The 14,815-nt window shown below is 38.4% G+C and carries 14 protein-coding genes; 4 read left to right on the forward strand and 10 right to left on the reverse strand.

Translation table 11 applies throughout. The features are described from left to right. Positions 1-45: 45 nt before the first annotated feature. From nrdF to EJN90_RS05295, 10 genes are all read right to left on the reverse strand, one after another. Positions 46-1,020: a class 1b ribonucleoside-diphosphate reductase subunit beta gene (gene nrdF / locus EJN90_RS05250; protein ID WP_126112314.1), complete on the reverse strand. Its 975-nt coding sequence runs from the start codon at positions 1,018-1,020 to the stop codon at positions 46-48. A gap of 36 nt (positions 1,021-1,056) precedes the next feature. Further along, positions 1,057-3,255 (reverse strand): class 1b ribonucleoside-diphosphate reductase subunit alpha, encoded by a 2,199-nt coding sequence (gene nrdE, locus EJN90_RS05255; protein ID WP_126109228.1) that lies wholly within the window; start codon positions 3,253-3,255, stop codon positions 1,057-1,059. After that, complete coding sequence (nrdI, locus tag EJN90_RS05260; protein ID WP_126109230.1) at positions 3,242-3,610, reverse strand: class Ib ribonucleoside-diphosphate reductase assembly flavoprotein NrdI; 369 nt, start codon at positions 3,608-3,610, stop codon at positions 3,242-3,244. Before nrdI ends, nrdE begins: the two co-directional genes overlap by 14 nt. Further along, positions 3,607-3,837, reverse strand: a complete 231-nt coding sequence (locus tag EJN90_RS05265; RefSeq protein WP_126109232.1) for a glutaredoxin family protein — start codon at positions 3,835-3,837, stop codon at positions 3,607-3,609. Before EJN90_RS05265 ends, nrdI begins: the two co-directional genes overlap by 4 nt. 13 nt (positions 3,838-3,850) lie before the next feature. Next, on the reverse strand, positions 3,851-4,405 hold the full coding sequence (nrdG, locus tag EJN90_RS05270; RefSeq protein WP_126109234.1) for an anaerobic ribonucleoside-triphosphate reductase activating protein: 555 nt from the start codon (positions 4,403-4,405) through the stop codon (positions 3,851-3,853). A gap of 17 nt (positions 4,406-4,422) precedes the next feature. Beyond that, positions 4,423-6,594 (reverse strand): anaerobic ribonucleoside-triphosphate reductase, encoded by a 2,172-nt coding sequence (gene nrdD, locus EJN90_RS05275; protein ID WP_126109236.1) that lies wholly within the window; start codon positions 6,592-6,594, stop codon positions 4,423-4,425. Between the two features lie 200 nt (positions 6,595-6,794). Beyond that, positions 6,795-7,544, reverse strand: coding sequence for an oxygen-insensitive NADPH nitroreductase (nfsA, locus tag EJN90_RS05280; RefSeq protein WP_126109238.1), 750 nt, complete (start codon positions 7,542-7,544; stop codon positions 6,795-6,797). Between the two features lie 59 nt (positions 7,545-7,603). Then, positions 7,604-8,032, reverse strand: a complete 429-nt coding sequence (mgsA, locus tag EJN90_RS05285) for a methylglyoxal synthase (protein WP_126109240.1) — start codon at positions 8,030-8,032, stop codon at positions 7,604-7,606. Positions 8,033-8,314: 282 nt separating this feature from the next. Beyond that, complete coding sequence (locus EJN90_RS05290; RefSeq protein WP_126109242.1) at positions 8,315-8,743, reverse strand: hypothetical protein; 429 nt, start codon at positions 8,741-8,743, stop codon at positions 8,315-8,317. 24 nt (positions 8,744-8,767) lie between these two features. Next, complete coding sequence (locus tag EJN90_RS05295; RefSeq protein WP_126109244.1) at positions 8,768-9,331, reverse strand: general stress protein; 564 nt, start codon at positions 9,329-9,331, stop codon at positions 8,768-8,770. A 164-nt stretch (positions 9,332-9,495) separates the two neighbouring features. Between EJN90_RS05295 and EJN90_RS05300 the strand changes: the two genes are divergently transcribed. The 4 genes from EJN90_RS05300 to EJN90_RS05315 all read left to right on the forward strand — a co-directional run bounded on the left by EJN90_RS05300 (position 9,496) and on the right by EJN90_RS05315 (position 14,734). Next, positions 9,496-10,476: an ABC transporter ATP-binding protein gene (locus EJN90_RS05300; protein WP_126109246.1), complete on the forward strand. Its 981-nt coding sequence runs from the start codon at positions 9,496-9,498 to the stop codon at positions 10,474-10,476. Then, positions 10,473-11,987 (forward strand): ABC transporter permease/substrate-binding protein, encoded by a 1,515-nt coding sequence (locus tag EJN90_RS05305; protein WP_126109248.1) that lies wholly within the window; start codon positions 10,473-10,475, stop codon positions 11,985-11,987. Before EJN90_RS05300 ends, EJN90_RS05305 begins: the two co-directional genes overlap by 4 nt. A 645-nt stretch (positions 11,988-12,632) precedes the next feature. Further along, positions 12,633-13,451: a glutamate 5-kinase gene (proB, locus tag EJN90_RS05310; protein WP_126109250.1), complete on the forward strand. Its 819-nt coding sequence runs from the start codon at positions 12,633-12,635 to the stop codon at positions 13,449-13,451. Between the two features lie 14 nt (positions 13,452-13,465). After that, entirely contained in the window at positions 13,466-14,734 is a 1,269-nt protein-coding gene (locus tag EJN90_RS05315) for a glutamate-5-semialdehyde dehydrogenase (protein ID WP_126109252.1), read from the forward strand. Positions 14,735-14,815: the final 81 nt, after the last annotated feature.

A 14,815-nucleotide genomic window follows, 5' to 3' on the forward strand; every position in this document is an offset into this window, starting at 1 on the left:
ATAAAAATCTCCCAGCTCGTAGAAACGAAGTGGGAGATTTTTCTATTAGTAAGCGTAGTCTTCATCTTTCATGGCTTCCACGTCTGAAAGCAGGTAGCCATTTCCTACTGAACTGAAGAAGTCCATATTACTTGTTGTTGTGGAGATTCCATTCATCACGATCGGATCAACGTCTTCTACCGTTTCGGAGAAGAATGGATCTAATCCTAAGTTCATCAATGCTTTATTTGCATTGTATTTTAGAAATACTTTTACACTTTCAGTCCAGCCGATTTCATCATACAACTCTTCTGTATAACGAGATTCATTGCGATAAAGGTCCAACAGTAAATCATAAACCCAGTCAATTACTTCTTGTTGTTCATCTTCCGGCAGCTCTTCTAGACCTACACGGAATTTGTAACCAATATAGGTGCCATGAACGCTCTCATCACGCAAAATCAAACGAATAATTTCAGCCACGTTTACCATTTTTCCATTTCCCATATAACGAAGCGGTGTATAGAAGCCGGAATAGAATAAAAATGATTCCAACATCACACTGGTTGCTTTCTTTTGTAAAGGCGTTCCGTTTAGATAAATCTCGCGGATACGATGTCCTTTATACTGTAGGTACTCATTCTCTTCTGTCCAACGGAATATTTCGCTGATTTCAGCTGGTGAACAAAGAGTACTAAAAATAGTTGAATAGCTTTTCGCATGTACTTGCTCCATAAATTGGATATTCGTCAATACAGCAATCTCATGTTGGGTGCGTGCATCTTTCATGATTTCGGCGTTTCCGTCTTCCCCTTGCAAAGTATCCAACATGGTCAATCCGCCGAACACTTTGTTGTAAAGAGTTTTTTCAGCATCTGTCAACTTGGACCAGTCTGCTTTATCATTTGATGGAACCATACGGGTATCTAACCAAAATTGAGAAGTTAATTTTTCCCAAGTCAGTTTATCTACCATGTCTTCTACAACGTTCCAGTTAATTGATTTATAAGAAGCACTTGCATCGTACTCTCTCGTATTCATTCTAGCCATTGATATCTCGTCCCCCTTATTCTTTTCTTAAATCGAGCAACTTTCACATTCGTTTACGGAGCTGATTTCTGCATCATCCGTAAAAGTACGAACGTAGTATAACGATTTAATTCCTTGCGTCCAAGCATAGTTACGGAACATATTCAAATCACGAGTTGTCTTTTTCGTTAGATAGTTCGGATCTGTCTTCCATTCGTACATACCTGGTTTGAATTCAGAACGAGTAAAGAGTGTTAAACTCATACCTTGATCAACGTGTTTTTGTGCCGCTGCATAAACATCGATCACACGACGTTGGTCAATATCATAAGCAGAAGTGTAGTAGGGAATTGTATCTTCATCCATATATGGTGCTGGATAGTAAACTTTCCCACGAGAACCTTCTACACGCTCTTCGATTTTTTGAATAATTGGGTGGATGGACGCTGTTGATTCGTTAATGTAGCTAATCGATCCAGTTGGCGCAATTGCTTGGCGGTAGCTGTTATACAAACCATGCTCACGCACATTGCTTGCCAATTTTTCCCAGTCTTCTTTTGTCGGAATATAGATGTCGTCGAACAATGCTTTTACTGCATCGTGTTGAATTTCTTCACGAGTGGTAATGCGTTCTTGATATCTTTCAAAATAGGCACCTGTATAGTATTCTGATTTTTCGAAATCGGCAAAGGTTTCTCCCTTTTCGATCGCGATTTCATTACTTGCTACAAGCGTCCAGTAATTCAACAGCATGAAATACAAATCTGTAAACTCAATGGATTCAGGAGAACCGTAGTGCATTTTATTTTTAGCAAGGAAACCATGCAAATTCATTGCACCCAGTCCAACTGCGTGATTACGCTTATTGCCATTTTCAATGGTTGGCACTGAAGCTGTATTGGTTTTTAGGCTGACATTTGTCAAAGCACGCAAAGCAACTTTTACAGATCTACCAAAATCCGGTGAAGCCATTAAATTAGTTACGTTCGTTGAAGCTAAATTACAGATAATATCTGTCCCTAATACATCGAATTCTTGACGATCATTGATGACAGACGGCGTCATACTTTGGAAAATCTCTGAACACAAGTTACTCATAATAATACGTCCATCAATTGGATTTTCTCGATTTGCCGTATCGATGTTAATAATGTATGGATAACCTGCTTCGTTTTGTAAGTTCGAAATTTCTGTCTCTAACTCACGTGCATTAATTTTTGACTTGCGAATTTCAGGGTTATTTACCATATTGTCATATTCTGCTGTAATATCTACATAAGAGAAAGGTTCGCCATAAATCCGTTCTACGTCGTAAGGACTGAACAAATACATTTTTTCGTTATTTTTAATCAATTCATAGAACTTATCCGGAACTACCAGACCAAGTGACAATGTCTTGATACGAACTTTTTCATCCGCATTTTCTTTACGAGTTGCTAGGAAGTCAACGATATCCGGGTGGAAGACGTTCAAGTAAACAACTCCAGCACCTTGACGTTGTCCTAATTGATTCGCGTATGAAAACGAATCTTCATATAGCTTCATAATCGGAACAACACCTGCTGCAGCTCCTTCGATTCCTTTAATCGGATCGTTTTTCGCACGGATACTGGATAAATTGATTCCTACCCCGCCACCGCGTTTTGATAGTTGCAGAGCAGAGTTAATTCCACGACCGATAGAGTTCATGTCGTCTTCTAATGAGATTAAGTAACAAGAAGAAAGTTCTCCACGACGTTTTCTACCTGCATTCAAGAACGTTGGTGTTGCAGGTTGTAGACGTTGTGAAATCATTTCATCTGCTAAATTGTTGGCTAATTCTTCATCGCCATCTGCTAAATATAATGCGTTAAACGCAATACGATCTTCATAACGTTCTAAAATACGTTTGCCATCATTCGTTTTTAAGGAATATTGTTGATAGAACTTGTATGCGCCCATGAACGTATTGAAACGGAATTTTTTCGCATAAATACGTTTAAATAAGCTCTTAATAAATTCAAATGTATACTGTTCCATTAATTCTTCTTCTATATAATGATTATCTACCAGATAGTCTAATTTCTCTTTTAGGTTATGGAAGAAAACGGTATTCGGGTTTACGTATGTCAAGAAATACGTACGCACCGCTTCCGTGTCTTTTTTCAATTGGATTTTATTGTCTTTCGGAATATTCAATTGGTTATTTAATTCGAAGTAATTCGCTTCGATTTTTTTATTTGCGGGTATAATTTTAGGCGATTGCATTGATTTTCTCCTTTATTCGTTCGATATCTTTGCTCGTTCCAAAATATTCAAAACTATCTAGTAATGGTACTTCGTAATCACGAGCTAAGTCTTTTGCTGTGTATATATAGAGCGAGTCAAAATTTAAATTCCCACTCCCAATGACACCTTTACAAAAGGAAGCGTTATTGCCTGTGGACATAAAATCCCAAGCAATTTCAGTAACCTCTTTTTCGTAAGCTGGAGCGATAAACACAAAGGGCTCATTCACTTCTACGAATGGATCGGTTTGTGTAATCTCCAAAGACGGGTAGTCAGCTAAATTCTTTACAAACCGTCTGACATTTCCAGTAAGAGAGAAAAAAACGACTTTCATAAGCTACCAAAAAGCTCTTCTAGTTTTGCTGGTTGATGTCCACTGAAAACTTCTTCAGCTGTCTTTACAATTGGTAAAGCAGTAAAACCAGTTTCACGAGCTTCATCCATGTATACTTCGTTTTCTTCGATATTTTTCTCAACGAACGGCACACCGATCATTTGTAGATAACGTTTTGTATTTTTGCACATCCCGCAATTGTTTTTTGTATATAATGATACTTCCATGATAAATTCCTCCTTAATGATTCTCCCACAAAACGACTTGTTCTTGGGCAATGCTCTCTTTTACTTTTATGATACGTTGGTTTGAACTACCTCTAAATTGCAAGGTTAAATCTTTTTTTTCAAGTTCAAAACGGCCATCCACTAGTATATCAATCATTGATAATAACTCCAGCTTATCTGGCGTTTCCAGCATCATTTCTTCCCAGCTATAGCCAGTCCAACTCCAAATGTCCTTTGTATCACCAAAATTTTGACGAATTCTTTTTAGCAAAGGAATCAGGATATTGGTATTTAAAAAAGGTTCCCCTCCTAATAAGGTGAGGCCTTGGACATAATCAAATTCCAAATCTTTTAAAATTTGTTCCTCTAACTCTTCCGTGTAGGGTTTTCCGTATGTAAAAGATTGAGCTGCTTTATTATAGCAGCCTGGGCAGGCAAACAAACAACCACTTACGTAAATGCTGTTACGGACGCCCTCACCGTCAACGAAGTTAAAGGGTTTATAGTCTGCAACATATCCACGTGAATATTTTTCGGCAGTCCACTCACCAGGTGTTGGATTCCTCATTGGCTGTATTGCCTCCTTTACATATGTTTTTCTCTTGCAGCGATTTCTTTGTGACGTCCTCGAACCATTGGCCGTTTCTGCGGATTGCCTAAGTAACCACATGTTCTTTTCACTACATCACATGTATCTGGATTATGATTGCCGCATTGTGGGCATTCAAAACCGCGTTCAGTCGGGTTAAATTCGCCTGCATAACCACAGTCGTAACATTTGTCGATTGGCGTGTTGGTTCCTAAATATCCTACTTTATCATACGAATAATCCCATACAGCTTCCAGTGCCTTTGGGTTCTGACGAATATTCGGATACTCACAATAATGGATAAAGCCACCGGAACAATATTTTGGATAATCCTTTTCAAAATCTAATTTCTCAAAAGGAGTTGGTTTTTTACGAATATCATAATGAAAACTATTTGTGTAATATTCTTTATCCGTAATGTCTTTTATTTTACCAAATTTCTCTGTGTCCAGACGACAAAAACGATCGGTCAAGCTTTCACTTGGTGTTGAATAAACACTAAAATGATAGCCATATTCAATGCCCCAAGCATCACAGTTATTCTTTAATTTTTTCAAAATATCCAATGTAAATATTTTGGCTTCTTGGTTTGTTTCCCAATCTGGTCCATAGAATAAGGTTGCAACTTCATAAAGTCCAATGTATCCCAATGATACGGTTGCTCGTTTGTTTTTGAACAATTCATCTACTGAATCTTCTGCTTCCAATTTATGTCCCCATGCACCATTCATGTATAAAATGGGTGCATTTTCAGGTTTCGCTTCTTTTACTCGCTTCACGCGGTAAACAAGAGAATCTTTTACGATATTTACACGCTCTGTAAATAAATCCCAGAATGCTTCTTTATTTCCTTTTGATTCCAAAGCGATACGCGGTAGATTTAGCGTAACGACGCCTAGATTCATTCTTCCGCTACTTACATCATTGCCAGTTTCATCTTTCCATCCTTGCAAGAAAGAGCGGCATCCCATCGGAGCTTTATAAGAACCGGTTAATTCAACTAATTTGTCATAGTTTAAAATGTCCGGATACATTCTTTTCGTTGCGCATTCTACTGCTAACTGCTTGATGTCATAGTTCGGATCTGTTGATTTGTGGTTCACGCCATTCCGAATACCATAAACAAGTTTAGGGAAAATAGCCGTTCTTTTTTCTTTTCCAAGACCTTGGATACGAACGGTTAAAATTGCTTTTTGAATTTCACGCTCATATCGATTGGTTCCCAGACCAAAGCCAAAAGTAACAAAAGGTGTCTGCCCATTGGATGTATACAGTGTGTTTACTTCATACTCAAGACTTTGCATCGCATCATAAATGTCTTTTTTTGTCTTTTCCCAGCTGTATTCTTCACGGTGCTCAGGTATCACCCATTTTTCAGCATCTTTCATATGTTTTTGATAATTCATTTCCGCATAAGGACTAAGAAGTTCATCCACTCGGTCTGCACTCGTCCCACCGTACTGGCTGCTCGCCACGTTTGCAATGATTTGCGCCATTTGAGCAGCTGCCGTTTGAATCGATTTTGGCCGTTCCACTTCAGCGTTTCCAATTGAAAATCCATTTTCAAACATATATTTAAAATCAATCAAGCAGCAATTGGTCATCGGTGAGTAGGGATGGTAATCTAGATCATGAAAATGAATATCTCCTCTTAAATGTGCATTTTCCACATGGGGCGGAAGCATACGCAAGCCCATTGCTTTTGCCGTCACTCCTGCTGTTAGGTCACGAATAGTATTGTATACCCTGCTGTCTTTATTCGCATTTTCATTTAAAATGGTTTCGTCTGCATGAACCAATTGCTGGATACGAGATTCAATGTCGCGTTGCTCTGCTTTGTGTTCTTTTTTCCGAATCCGGTACTGATGATAAGCCGTTGCAATGTCTTCTAACCTCAAATCTCTTAGTGCAGATTCGACAAGCTCATGAATTTCTTCTGTTGAAATACTTTCTAAATTTTGCAAATAAATTTGATCTTTTACAAGTGATAATAACTCACTATTTTTCTTATTTTCCTGTATAATGGAAATTTGAGATACCCCGCTAGCTTGTAAAATAGCATCTTCGATTTTCTGTTCATTAAAGGGAACAATTCGTCCATCTGATTTTTTTACACTTAATTCTTCAAAGTAATCTTGCGTTCTTTCCTTATAAATCACACGATTCACTTGCTAAACCTCCTTTGTATAAAACAACGTCCATACAACATATAGTACTTAAGTCAATTAACAGATACCATATGTGGTGTTACATTTAGTTTAGCACAATGACATACATGAGTAAACGATAATAAATTGCCAAGATAAAAAACCTCTGAGAAACAGGAGACCCTCCTGTTTTCAGAGTTTTTTCTATTCATTTATTTGCTTTATTTTTTATTTAGTCCTTGAGCCTTGACAAAATCCTGCATGTACATACGTTTAGGATTTTCTAACGCCTTGCCAATTTGTTCCGTCCAGCTGTCTTGTCGCTCACCATTTGTCCGTTCATGATAATATTCCGTTGTCGTTGCGTTATATTCTTCTAGTTGTTTTTTATAAATCGTTTTATCTGATTCATAACGGTTTTCATGATAAATATGTTCTTTTGGCAACCGAGGCTTTCTGTCGTTAATGACTGAAGGGTAACCAATCGCCAGTCCGAATAACGGAATGCAATGCGAAGGAGTCTCTAATAGTTGGCTTACTTTTTCTAAATCATTCCGTATTCCACCAATGTAACAAATCCCTAATCCCATTGATTCAGCTGCAATGGCTGTATTTTGAGCAGCTAAAGCGGCGTCAATAAGCGCAACCATAAACATTTCTGTACTTTCAATCGCAGTAGTAACTTCTTTTTCTTCCATTTCGCCAATGATTTCATGCCGATGCAAATCGCCACAAAAAACAAAAAAATGTCCGCTATTGATAACAGTGTTCGAATTGATCGCTAACTTCGCTAATTCAGCTTTCTTTTCATCATCCGTAACACCAATGATCGAATAGGCTTGGACATAGCTTGAAGTGGAAGCTGCTTGGGCGCTACTCACCAATATGTCGATTTGTTCTTTTGTCAAGCTGCGCTGTTCAAACTCTCTTACAGAACGATGATTTAATATTGTTTCGATTGTTTTATTCAACCATTTTCCTCCTCAAAAAAGAAAAGCCGAGAATTTTTTCCCAGCGTCCTTTCTCTATTTTAATATCCTGGTGTTAACTCATCTTTTTCATCTGTATTATAAAAGTGTCGCCAGTCCAGGTAACCACTGTCTAATCCACGCAGGAGAACTTCCGCGGTTCCAATATTTGTTGCTAATGGAATTTCATAGACATCACACAAACGAATCAATGCCGTAACATCTGGTTCATGAGGCATAGCTGCCAAAGGATCACGTAAAAAGATTACCAAATCCATTTCATTTTGAGAAATCATTGCTCCAATCTGTTGATCTCCTCCAAGAGGACCTGACTTAAAACGATGCACTTCCAGTCCCGTCGCTTCCGAGACACGCAAACCCGTTGTCCCTGTCGCGAACAATTCATGTCCTTCCAAGACTGGCTGGTATGCCGTACATAAGCGAATCATCAAATCTTTTTTTCTATCATGTGCAATCAATGCTACTTTCATAAATACCCTCCTCATTATTACCATCTCCTTTTTAGTATACCATTATCTGGAGATTTTCTGGGATAAAGCAGAGGAAAAAACTTTCCAAAATTCGTTACAAACAATTCATATTTTCTTCATAATTAAGGACTATTATATAAATAAGCCAATCACAAACAATCTTTTTATTCTTTGCTCCTCCAAGTAAAGAAAACTCCTTAAAAAAGGCAACCTTCTAAACGAAGGTTGCCTTTTTGTATAGAAATATCTTGTATATCAGGGAAAGGACTCTATATAAAATTATCATCGTCTTCCAGTTGTTTTTCTTCCTAGGCTGAAGCTTGGTAAAATCGTTAGCCCTGCAACAAGCGGCAATATCTCTCCGATGTTTAATGTTGAAACCAGCCAAATAATGGTATGGGGCAAAGGGATAGAAACTTGTTGGATTACCATCGGCAGCACGGATAAAATGAAGCTGGGTATCGCTACAATGAAAAGAAGCGACGCATCATTTACCTTGAAGTTACTCCATAAAAATAAAAGGGAAAGATAGATTCCTGTTAAAAATGGAAGCAGAAAAACAATGCCATTATATAAAAAGAGATTATCATTCGCTATACGGAGCTGCCATAAAAATTGTTCTTCTATATAGTTTCTTCCCAAAATAAGTAAAACCAGCCCTGCTGCCCAGACAATCTTTCCTGTCCAAGATGAAAAATTGATGTTCCTCATTCGCTTACCTCTTTGTTTTAATAATTAATCAGTATGTGACTCATTGTCGTGCAAGTTGCCTTCATCGATGCTGTCCAACTCAATATTACTATCTAGTATTTCTTCTTTTCCAGTAGAAGTAATCACATTCGAGCGCATTGCATCCGTCATGTCCACAATTGTTTCTGCTTCATTTTCACTTGCGGAATTTCTCTCTTCCTTTTGACCAGGATTCCACTTTGCACCGTTTACCATTACCACGATACAACCGCGATTTAAATGATCTTGATAGGCATAAAGCGGGTCGTCATCTGTCCGATAATCCGGATCTGGTCTCCTAGCCGTATGACTTTCGATTGAAAATGCATTGGTTACTTTATCCCAAAGATTTTCATTTTCTTCTGTTCTTGGTTCAGGATCAGCCAACACTTGTTCTTCTGTACGAAAGGCTACATCTGTCTTTTCTGAATAAGTTGGAACGTAATCTTCACGTGTAACCAAAGTGATATCTTCATCGGAGAAATTTTTCTCTTTTAAGTCTTTTATTATATCCACTACTTCATCCACTGTATCAAAACAACCCAATACATAGCGATTTTGTGTTGTCATCTTTAGTCCTCCTCATTTTGTTTTCTTAATTTTATTATACCTTGTTTAAATTTCCAACCAAAGTAATACCTATTTCTCTTCTATATAGGTCTAAATAATATTGGTTTGTTTATTTTTTTGTTATGATGTGGAAAAGGAAGGTCAGACTTCGAAAGGAGCGCGTTATGATTGAATTTAAAGAAGTATCTAAAGAATACAACTCAGGTCAACCAGTCGTGTCGAATTTCAACTTACAAATAAAAGACAACGAGTTTTTTGTGTTAATCGGTCCAAGTGGCAGTGGTAAAACAACCACGTTAAAAATGATTAATCGTTTAATCCCTCTATCTTCTGGTTGGATCACTATTAATGGAAAGCCGATCAGTGATTTTAATCTTCAAGAATTGCGTTGGAACATTGGCTACGTCCTTCAACAAATTGCCTTGTTTCCAAATATGACGGTGGAAGAAAATATTTTGGTGGTACCTGAAATGAAAAAATGGCCCAAAGAGAAAATGAGAGACCGTGTCACTGAATTATTAGACAGCGTAGGATTGGAGCCGGACCAGTACCGGGACCGTGAAATTTCCGCTTTATCTGGGGGCGAGCAGCAACGGATAGGCGTTCTCCGCGCATTAGCAGCCGATCCGGATATCATTTTAATGGATGAACCATTTAGCGCCCTCGACCCTATCAGCCGGAACCAATTACGAAAAGATGTGTCTGAATTACAAAAGAAATGGCAGAAAACAGTCGTTTTCGTTACGCATGACATGCAAGAAGCAATTGAACTAGGTGATCGAATTTGTTTGATGAATCATGGAGAAATCATACAAGTCGGCACGCCACAAGAAATTTTAGAAGAACCAAAGAATGAATTTGTACGGAGCTTTTTACAAACCGGCCTGCCAGGTTATAAAGAAACCGTCAAAGTTGAACAAGCCATTCAAACGGGCTATCTACAAAATCTCTCAGAAGCAAATCAAATGGCTCCGGTTCTTTCTGTTACGGATAGCATTGAAAAAGCTGTTCGGCTACTAGCTACGAATGAAGTAGTTCGCATAAAAGATTCCTCCGAACAATTCGTTGGAGAAATTACCCAGCAGCTTTTACTTGCGTTTCTTGCTGACGAAGCAAACAAAAAAGTGGAGGTGTCTGAAAAATGACTGAATTCTTACAGACATTCCAGGAACGAAGCGGTGATTTAGGGACTGCTTTGATTGAGCACATCCAACTTTCTTTTATTGCTTTAGTAATCGCAATTTTAATTGCCGTGCCGTTAGGAATTTTCTTGAGCTACCATAAAAGGATTGCTGGACCGATTATTCAAGTAACTGCTGTCTTCCAAACCATCCCTTCTTTAGCGATTTTGGGGTTATTGATTCCACTCGTTGGGATTGGCGCAGTACCTGCAATAACCGCTTTGATCATTTATGCTTTACTGCCTATTTTGCGAAATACTTATACAGGAGTTTCTGAAATTGATCCTGCTCTCCTCGAAGCAGCCGATGCGATGGGGATGAACCGACAACGTAAATTACGCAAAGTCCAATTACCGCTGGCTTTACCAGTCATCATGGCAGGTATCCGCACAGCCATGGTCATGATTATTGGTACTGCAACCATTGCTGCTTTAATTGGAGCTGGTGGATTAGGTAGTTTGATTTTACTAGGGATTGACCGCGGAAATAATGCTTTGATTCTATTAGGAGCTATTCCTTCCGCATTATTAGCCATTATCTTTGATGGACTCATCGGTCTATTACAACGCATGTCTGTTAAAAAATCAGCGACTCTTTTAGGAACGATTGCTTTTATCATCATTGCTTTGTTGGTCACACCTATTTTCTTTGAGAAAGATGACTTAACAGCTGCCGGTAAAATGGGCACAGAGCCTGAGATATTGATGAATATTTATAAATTGTTAATTGAAGAAAATTCTGATTTAACTGTTTCAGTTGAGCCGAACTTCGGAAAGACTACCTTTGTCTTCAATGCATTGAAATCCGGAGAAATCGACCTCTATCCAGAATTTACCGGAACGGTTCTTTCTACATTTCTAGATGAAGACTTAGATGAAACAGATGAACAAGTCGTTTACGAACAAGCAAAGGACGGTTTGGCTGAGGAATACGACATGGCGTTGTTGGAACCAATGACCTTTAACAATACCTATGTGATTGCTGTTACTCCAGAATTAGCCGAAGAACATGAATTGGAAACCATTTCTGACTTAGCAGGAATAGAATCGGAAGTACAAGCAGGTTTTACACTAGAATTTACAGACCGACAAGATGGATATTTAGGAATACAAGAATTGTATGGCATTTCATTGCCAAATATTAGTACGATGGAGCCGCAACTACGGTACGAAGCGCTTCAAACTGGCGATATCAATTTACTGGATGCTTACAGCACCGACAGCGAGATCGTTCGATATGGGCTTGTCGTGTTAGAAGATGACTTGGGTCTCTTTCCACCTTATCAAGGTGCACCTTTGTTAAGACAAGAAACCATTGATGAATATCCAGACTTAGAAGAAATTCTCAACCAATTGTCCGGAAAAATCAGCGACGAACAAATGCGAGAGCTTAATTATAGCGTCGACGTAGATGGGAAATCACCAGAAAATGCTGCTAGAGATTTCTTGATCGAAGAAGGACTACTAGCCCAATGATAAATTTTTCTTATCATTTCTTTACAAAATCCTTCATACTTCTTTCATAAATAAAAAGTACTCTATCACTAAGCCAAATTAATAAACATCTTTTTATTCTTTACTCCTCCAAAATAAAGAATAACTCCTTTGAGAAAAAGGCTGGGAATTTTTCCCAGCCTTTTCTTTTTTGTAGACTAGGGGATTATAAGTTCAGCCATCAATGTCTAGCTCCCAAGTCCTGACCTAGTGAAAAAAAGATAAATTTGCCCCATTGCGCGCTTCGCTGCTCATTCAGGGTCAAATTTCCTATTTTTTCATAGGTCAAGGCGGACTTGTCCGCTTTTCTTATCCATTTTTTCTATCTAGTGAACTCTTTTATCGTTCCCAGTGGATGGAATAACATCACTATATCATCTAGTGGCGCTTCAATTGTTTACTCACTCCATTAAATTCACACCTAATCCCATCTAGTGGGAATCAAAAATTGCTTCACTAGACAAAATAGACTTCCCCTCACGATTCATACCTTATAAACGTAGGATTGTTTCTTACAATTGATTGTCTTCCTGATTATTTTCCCTTATCATTTTGGAATATCCGTGTTAGTATAGGCATTAGTATACATAACATTAAAAACAATTAAGGAACAAATGAGGAATCTAAATGAAATCTAATAGAGAGAAAGTATCGAATAGTAAACGAATCGTCATTAAGATAGGTACCAGTTCAATCATGAAATCGGATGGAACAGTTAATTATCAACAATTTGATCGACTTGCATATGTACTGAGTTCGTTACATAAATCCGGTAAGGAAATTGTTTTAGTATCTTCTGGTGCCATCGGGGTGGGAATGGACAAGTTATACCTTACAGAAAGACCCAAAACGATTCGTGAACAACAAGCCGTTGCTGCAGTGGGACAAAGCGAAATGATGAACCTGTACAGCCGCTTTTTTTCACACTATAAACAAACGGTTGGGCAAATTTTGATGACACGTGATATTGTGGAGTTTCCAGAAAGCCATAAAAATGTAGTGAATACCTTCGAGACATTAATAGGTATGGGCATTATCCCTATCGTAAATGAAAACGATGCGGTGGCAGTTGATGAGCTGGAACACGAAACTAAATTTGGTGATAATGACCAACTTTCAGCACTTGTTGCAGAAATTATCCAGGCTGATTTATTGATTATGCTCTCCGATGTCGATGGTTTTTATGATAAAAACCCAACAAAGTATCCAGATGCTACTTTATTCCACACGATTAATAAAGTTGATGAGGAAGAGATGGTTTTGGCTGGAGAACGCGGTTCAACATTTGGTACAGGCGGTATGATTACAAAGCTAAAAGCAGCTCGTCACCTATTAGCCCATAATCAAGAAATGGTCTTAGCATCCGCAGAAGACCCAACAATTCTTTTTGATATTCTAGCTGGGATTGAAATTGGAACATATTTTTCTCGTGAGTCTAACGTATAAAGGGAGGATTTTTAATGATTGGTTTATTACATCAAATGGGTAAACAAGCAAGAAAAGCTGCCAATGAACTTCGAAAAACAAAGACAGCGAAAAAAAATGAAGCACTGCTCGCAATGGAGCAAGTTTTATACAAAAATGAAAAGCAAATTATCGATGCAAACCAACAAGACATCCAAAATGCCCAAGCAAACGGCCTGCCAACACCGATGATTGAGCGTCTTACATTAAATAGCGATCGCATAAAAGGAATGGCAGACAGCATCCACCAAATTGCACAATTAGCTGATCCTGTTGGTTATATAGAAGAAATGATTACTTCTGAAGATGGATTGAAGATTGGTAAACAGCGGGTTCCTCTTGGCGTTATCGGAATTATTTATGAATCCCGGCCAAACGTAACGGCTGATGCAGCAGCACTTTGTTTCAAATCAGGAAATGCTGTCATTTTACGTGGCGGAAAAGAAGCATTACATTCAAATAAAGCAATCTTGGCTGCTTTACAAGAAGCGCTTGTTTCAGTAGGGCTTTCAGAAGATACCATCCAACTGATTACCGATCCTTCCCGAGAGCTCGCAGCGGAATTTATGCGCATGAATGAATACCTAGACTGCCTTATTCCTCGAGGGGGAGCGGGTCTGATTCAAAATGTATTGAAAAATGCAACTGTTCCGGTCATTGAGACCGGTGTGGGAAATTGTCACCTGTATGTTGATGAAGCTGCTGATTTAAAAATGGCAACGCGTATTCTTGTGAACGCAAAAGCTGATCGCCCTTCTGTATGCAATGCCATCGAAAATTTAGTCATTCACGAAGCCGTATCAGAAGAATTCCTGCCTGTATTTGCGGATGCTTTAAAAGAGCATCATATTGAAATACGTGGCGATGAAAAAACACAAGCACTCGTCCCAGAAGTGATTGCTGTTGAAGCAGAAGATTACAATACAGAATTCCTTGATACTGTCTTGGCTGTAAAAGTGGTAAAAGACTATGGTGAAGCAATTTCACATATTCAAGAACACTCTACCGGTCACTCCGAAGTAATCGTTACAGATAACTATCAAACTGCACAAGAGTTTTTAGAAGATATTGATGCAGCAGCTGTTTATGTAAATGCTTCTTCTCGTTTTACAGACGGAGGCTGCTTCGGTCTTGGCGGTGAAATCGGCATCAGTACGCAAAAATTACACGCACGCGGCCCAATGGGATTGAAAGAATTAACTTCGTATAAATACATTATTTTCGGAGAAGGACAAATTCGCGGGACAACCGGAGCGGAATACTAGTAATTAATAAAGAAGATAGAGGGCAGTATTGGAATGCCTTCTATCTTCTTTTCATTCTTTTAGTTTGATAATACAGAAAAT

Origin of the sequence: Jeotgalibaca ciconiae (assembly GCF_003955755.1) — a bacterium.
Taxonomy (GTDB): domain Bacteria; phylum Bacillota; class Bacilli; order Lactobacillales; family Aerococcaceae; genus Jeotgalibaca; species Jeotgalibaca ciconiae.

Coding starts and splice junctions, on each gene's coding strand:
- nrdF (WP_126112314.1), bottom strand. CDS start 1,020: ATGAATACGAGAGAGTACGATGCAAGTGCTTCTTATAAATCAATTAAC.
- nrdE (WP_126109228.1), bottom strand. CDS start 3,255: ATGCAATCGCCTAAAATTATACCCGCAAATAAAAAAATCGAAGCGAAT.
- nrdI (WP_126109230.1), bottom strand. CDS start 3,610: ATGAAAGTCGTTTTTTTCTCTCTTACTGGAAATGTCAGACGGTTTGTA.
- EJN90_RS05265 (WP_126109232.1), bottom strand. CDS start 3,837: ATGGAAGTATCATTATATACAAAAAACAATTGCGGGATGTGCAAAAAT.
- nrdG (WP_126109234.1), bottom strand. CDS start 4,405: ATGAGGAATCCAACACCTGGTGAGTGGACTGCCGAAAAATATTCACGT.
- mgsA (WP_126109240.1), bottom strand. CDS start 8,032: ATGAAAGTAGCATTGATTGCACATGATAGAAAAAAAGATTTGATGATT.
- EJN90_RS05290 (WP_126109242.1), bottom strand. CDS start 8,743: ATGAGGAACATCAATTTTTCATCTTGGACAGGAAAGATTGTCTGGGCA.
- EJN90_RS05295 (WP_126109244.1), bottom strand. CDS start 9,331: ATGACAACACAAAATCGCTATGTATTGGGTTGTTTTGATACAGTGGAT.
- EJN90_RS05300 (WP_126109246.1), top strand. CDS start 9,496: ATGATTGAATTTAAAGAAGTATCTAAAGAATACAACTCAGGTCAACCA.
- EJN90_RS05305 (WP_126109248.1), top strand. CDS start 10,473: ATGACTGAATTCTTACAGACATTCCAGGAACGAAGCGGTGATTTAGGG.
- proB (WP_126109250.1), top strand. CDS start 12,633: ATGAAATCTAATAGAGAGAAAGTATCGAATAGTAAACGAATCGTCATT.
- EJN90_RS05315 (WP_126109252.1), top strand. CDS start 13,466: ATGATTGGTTTATTACATCAAATGGGTAAACAAGCAAGAAAAGCTGCC.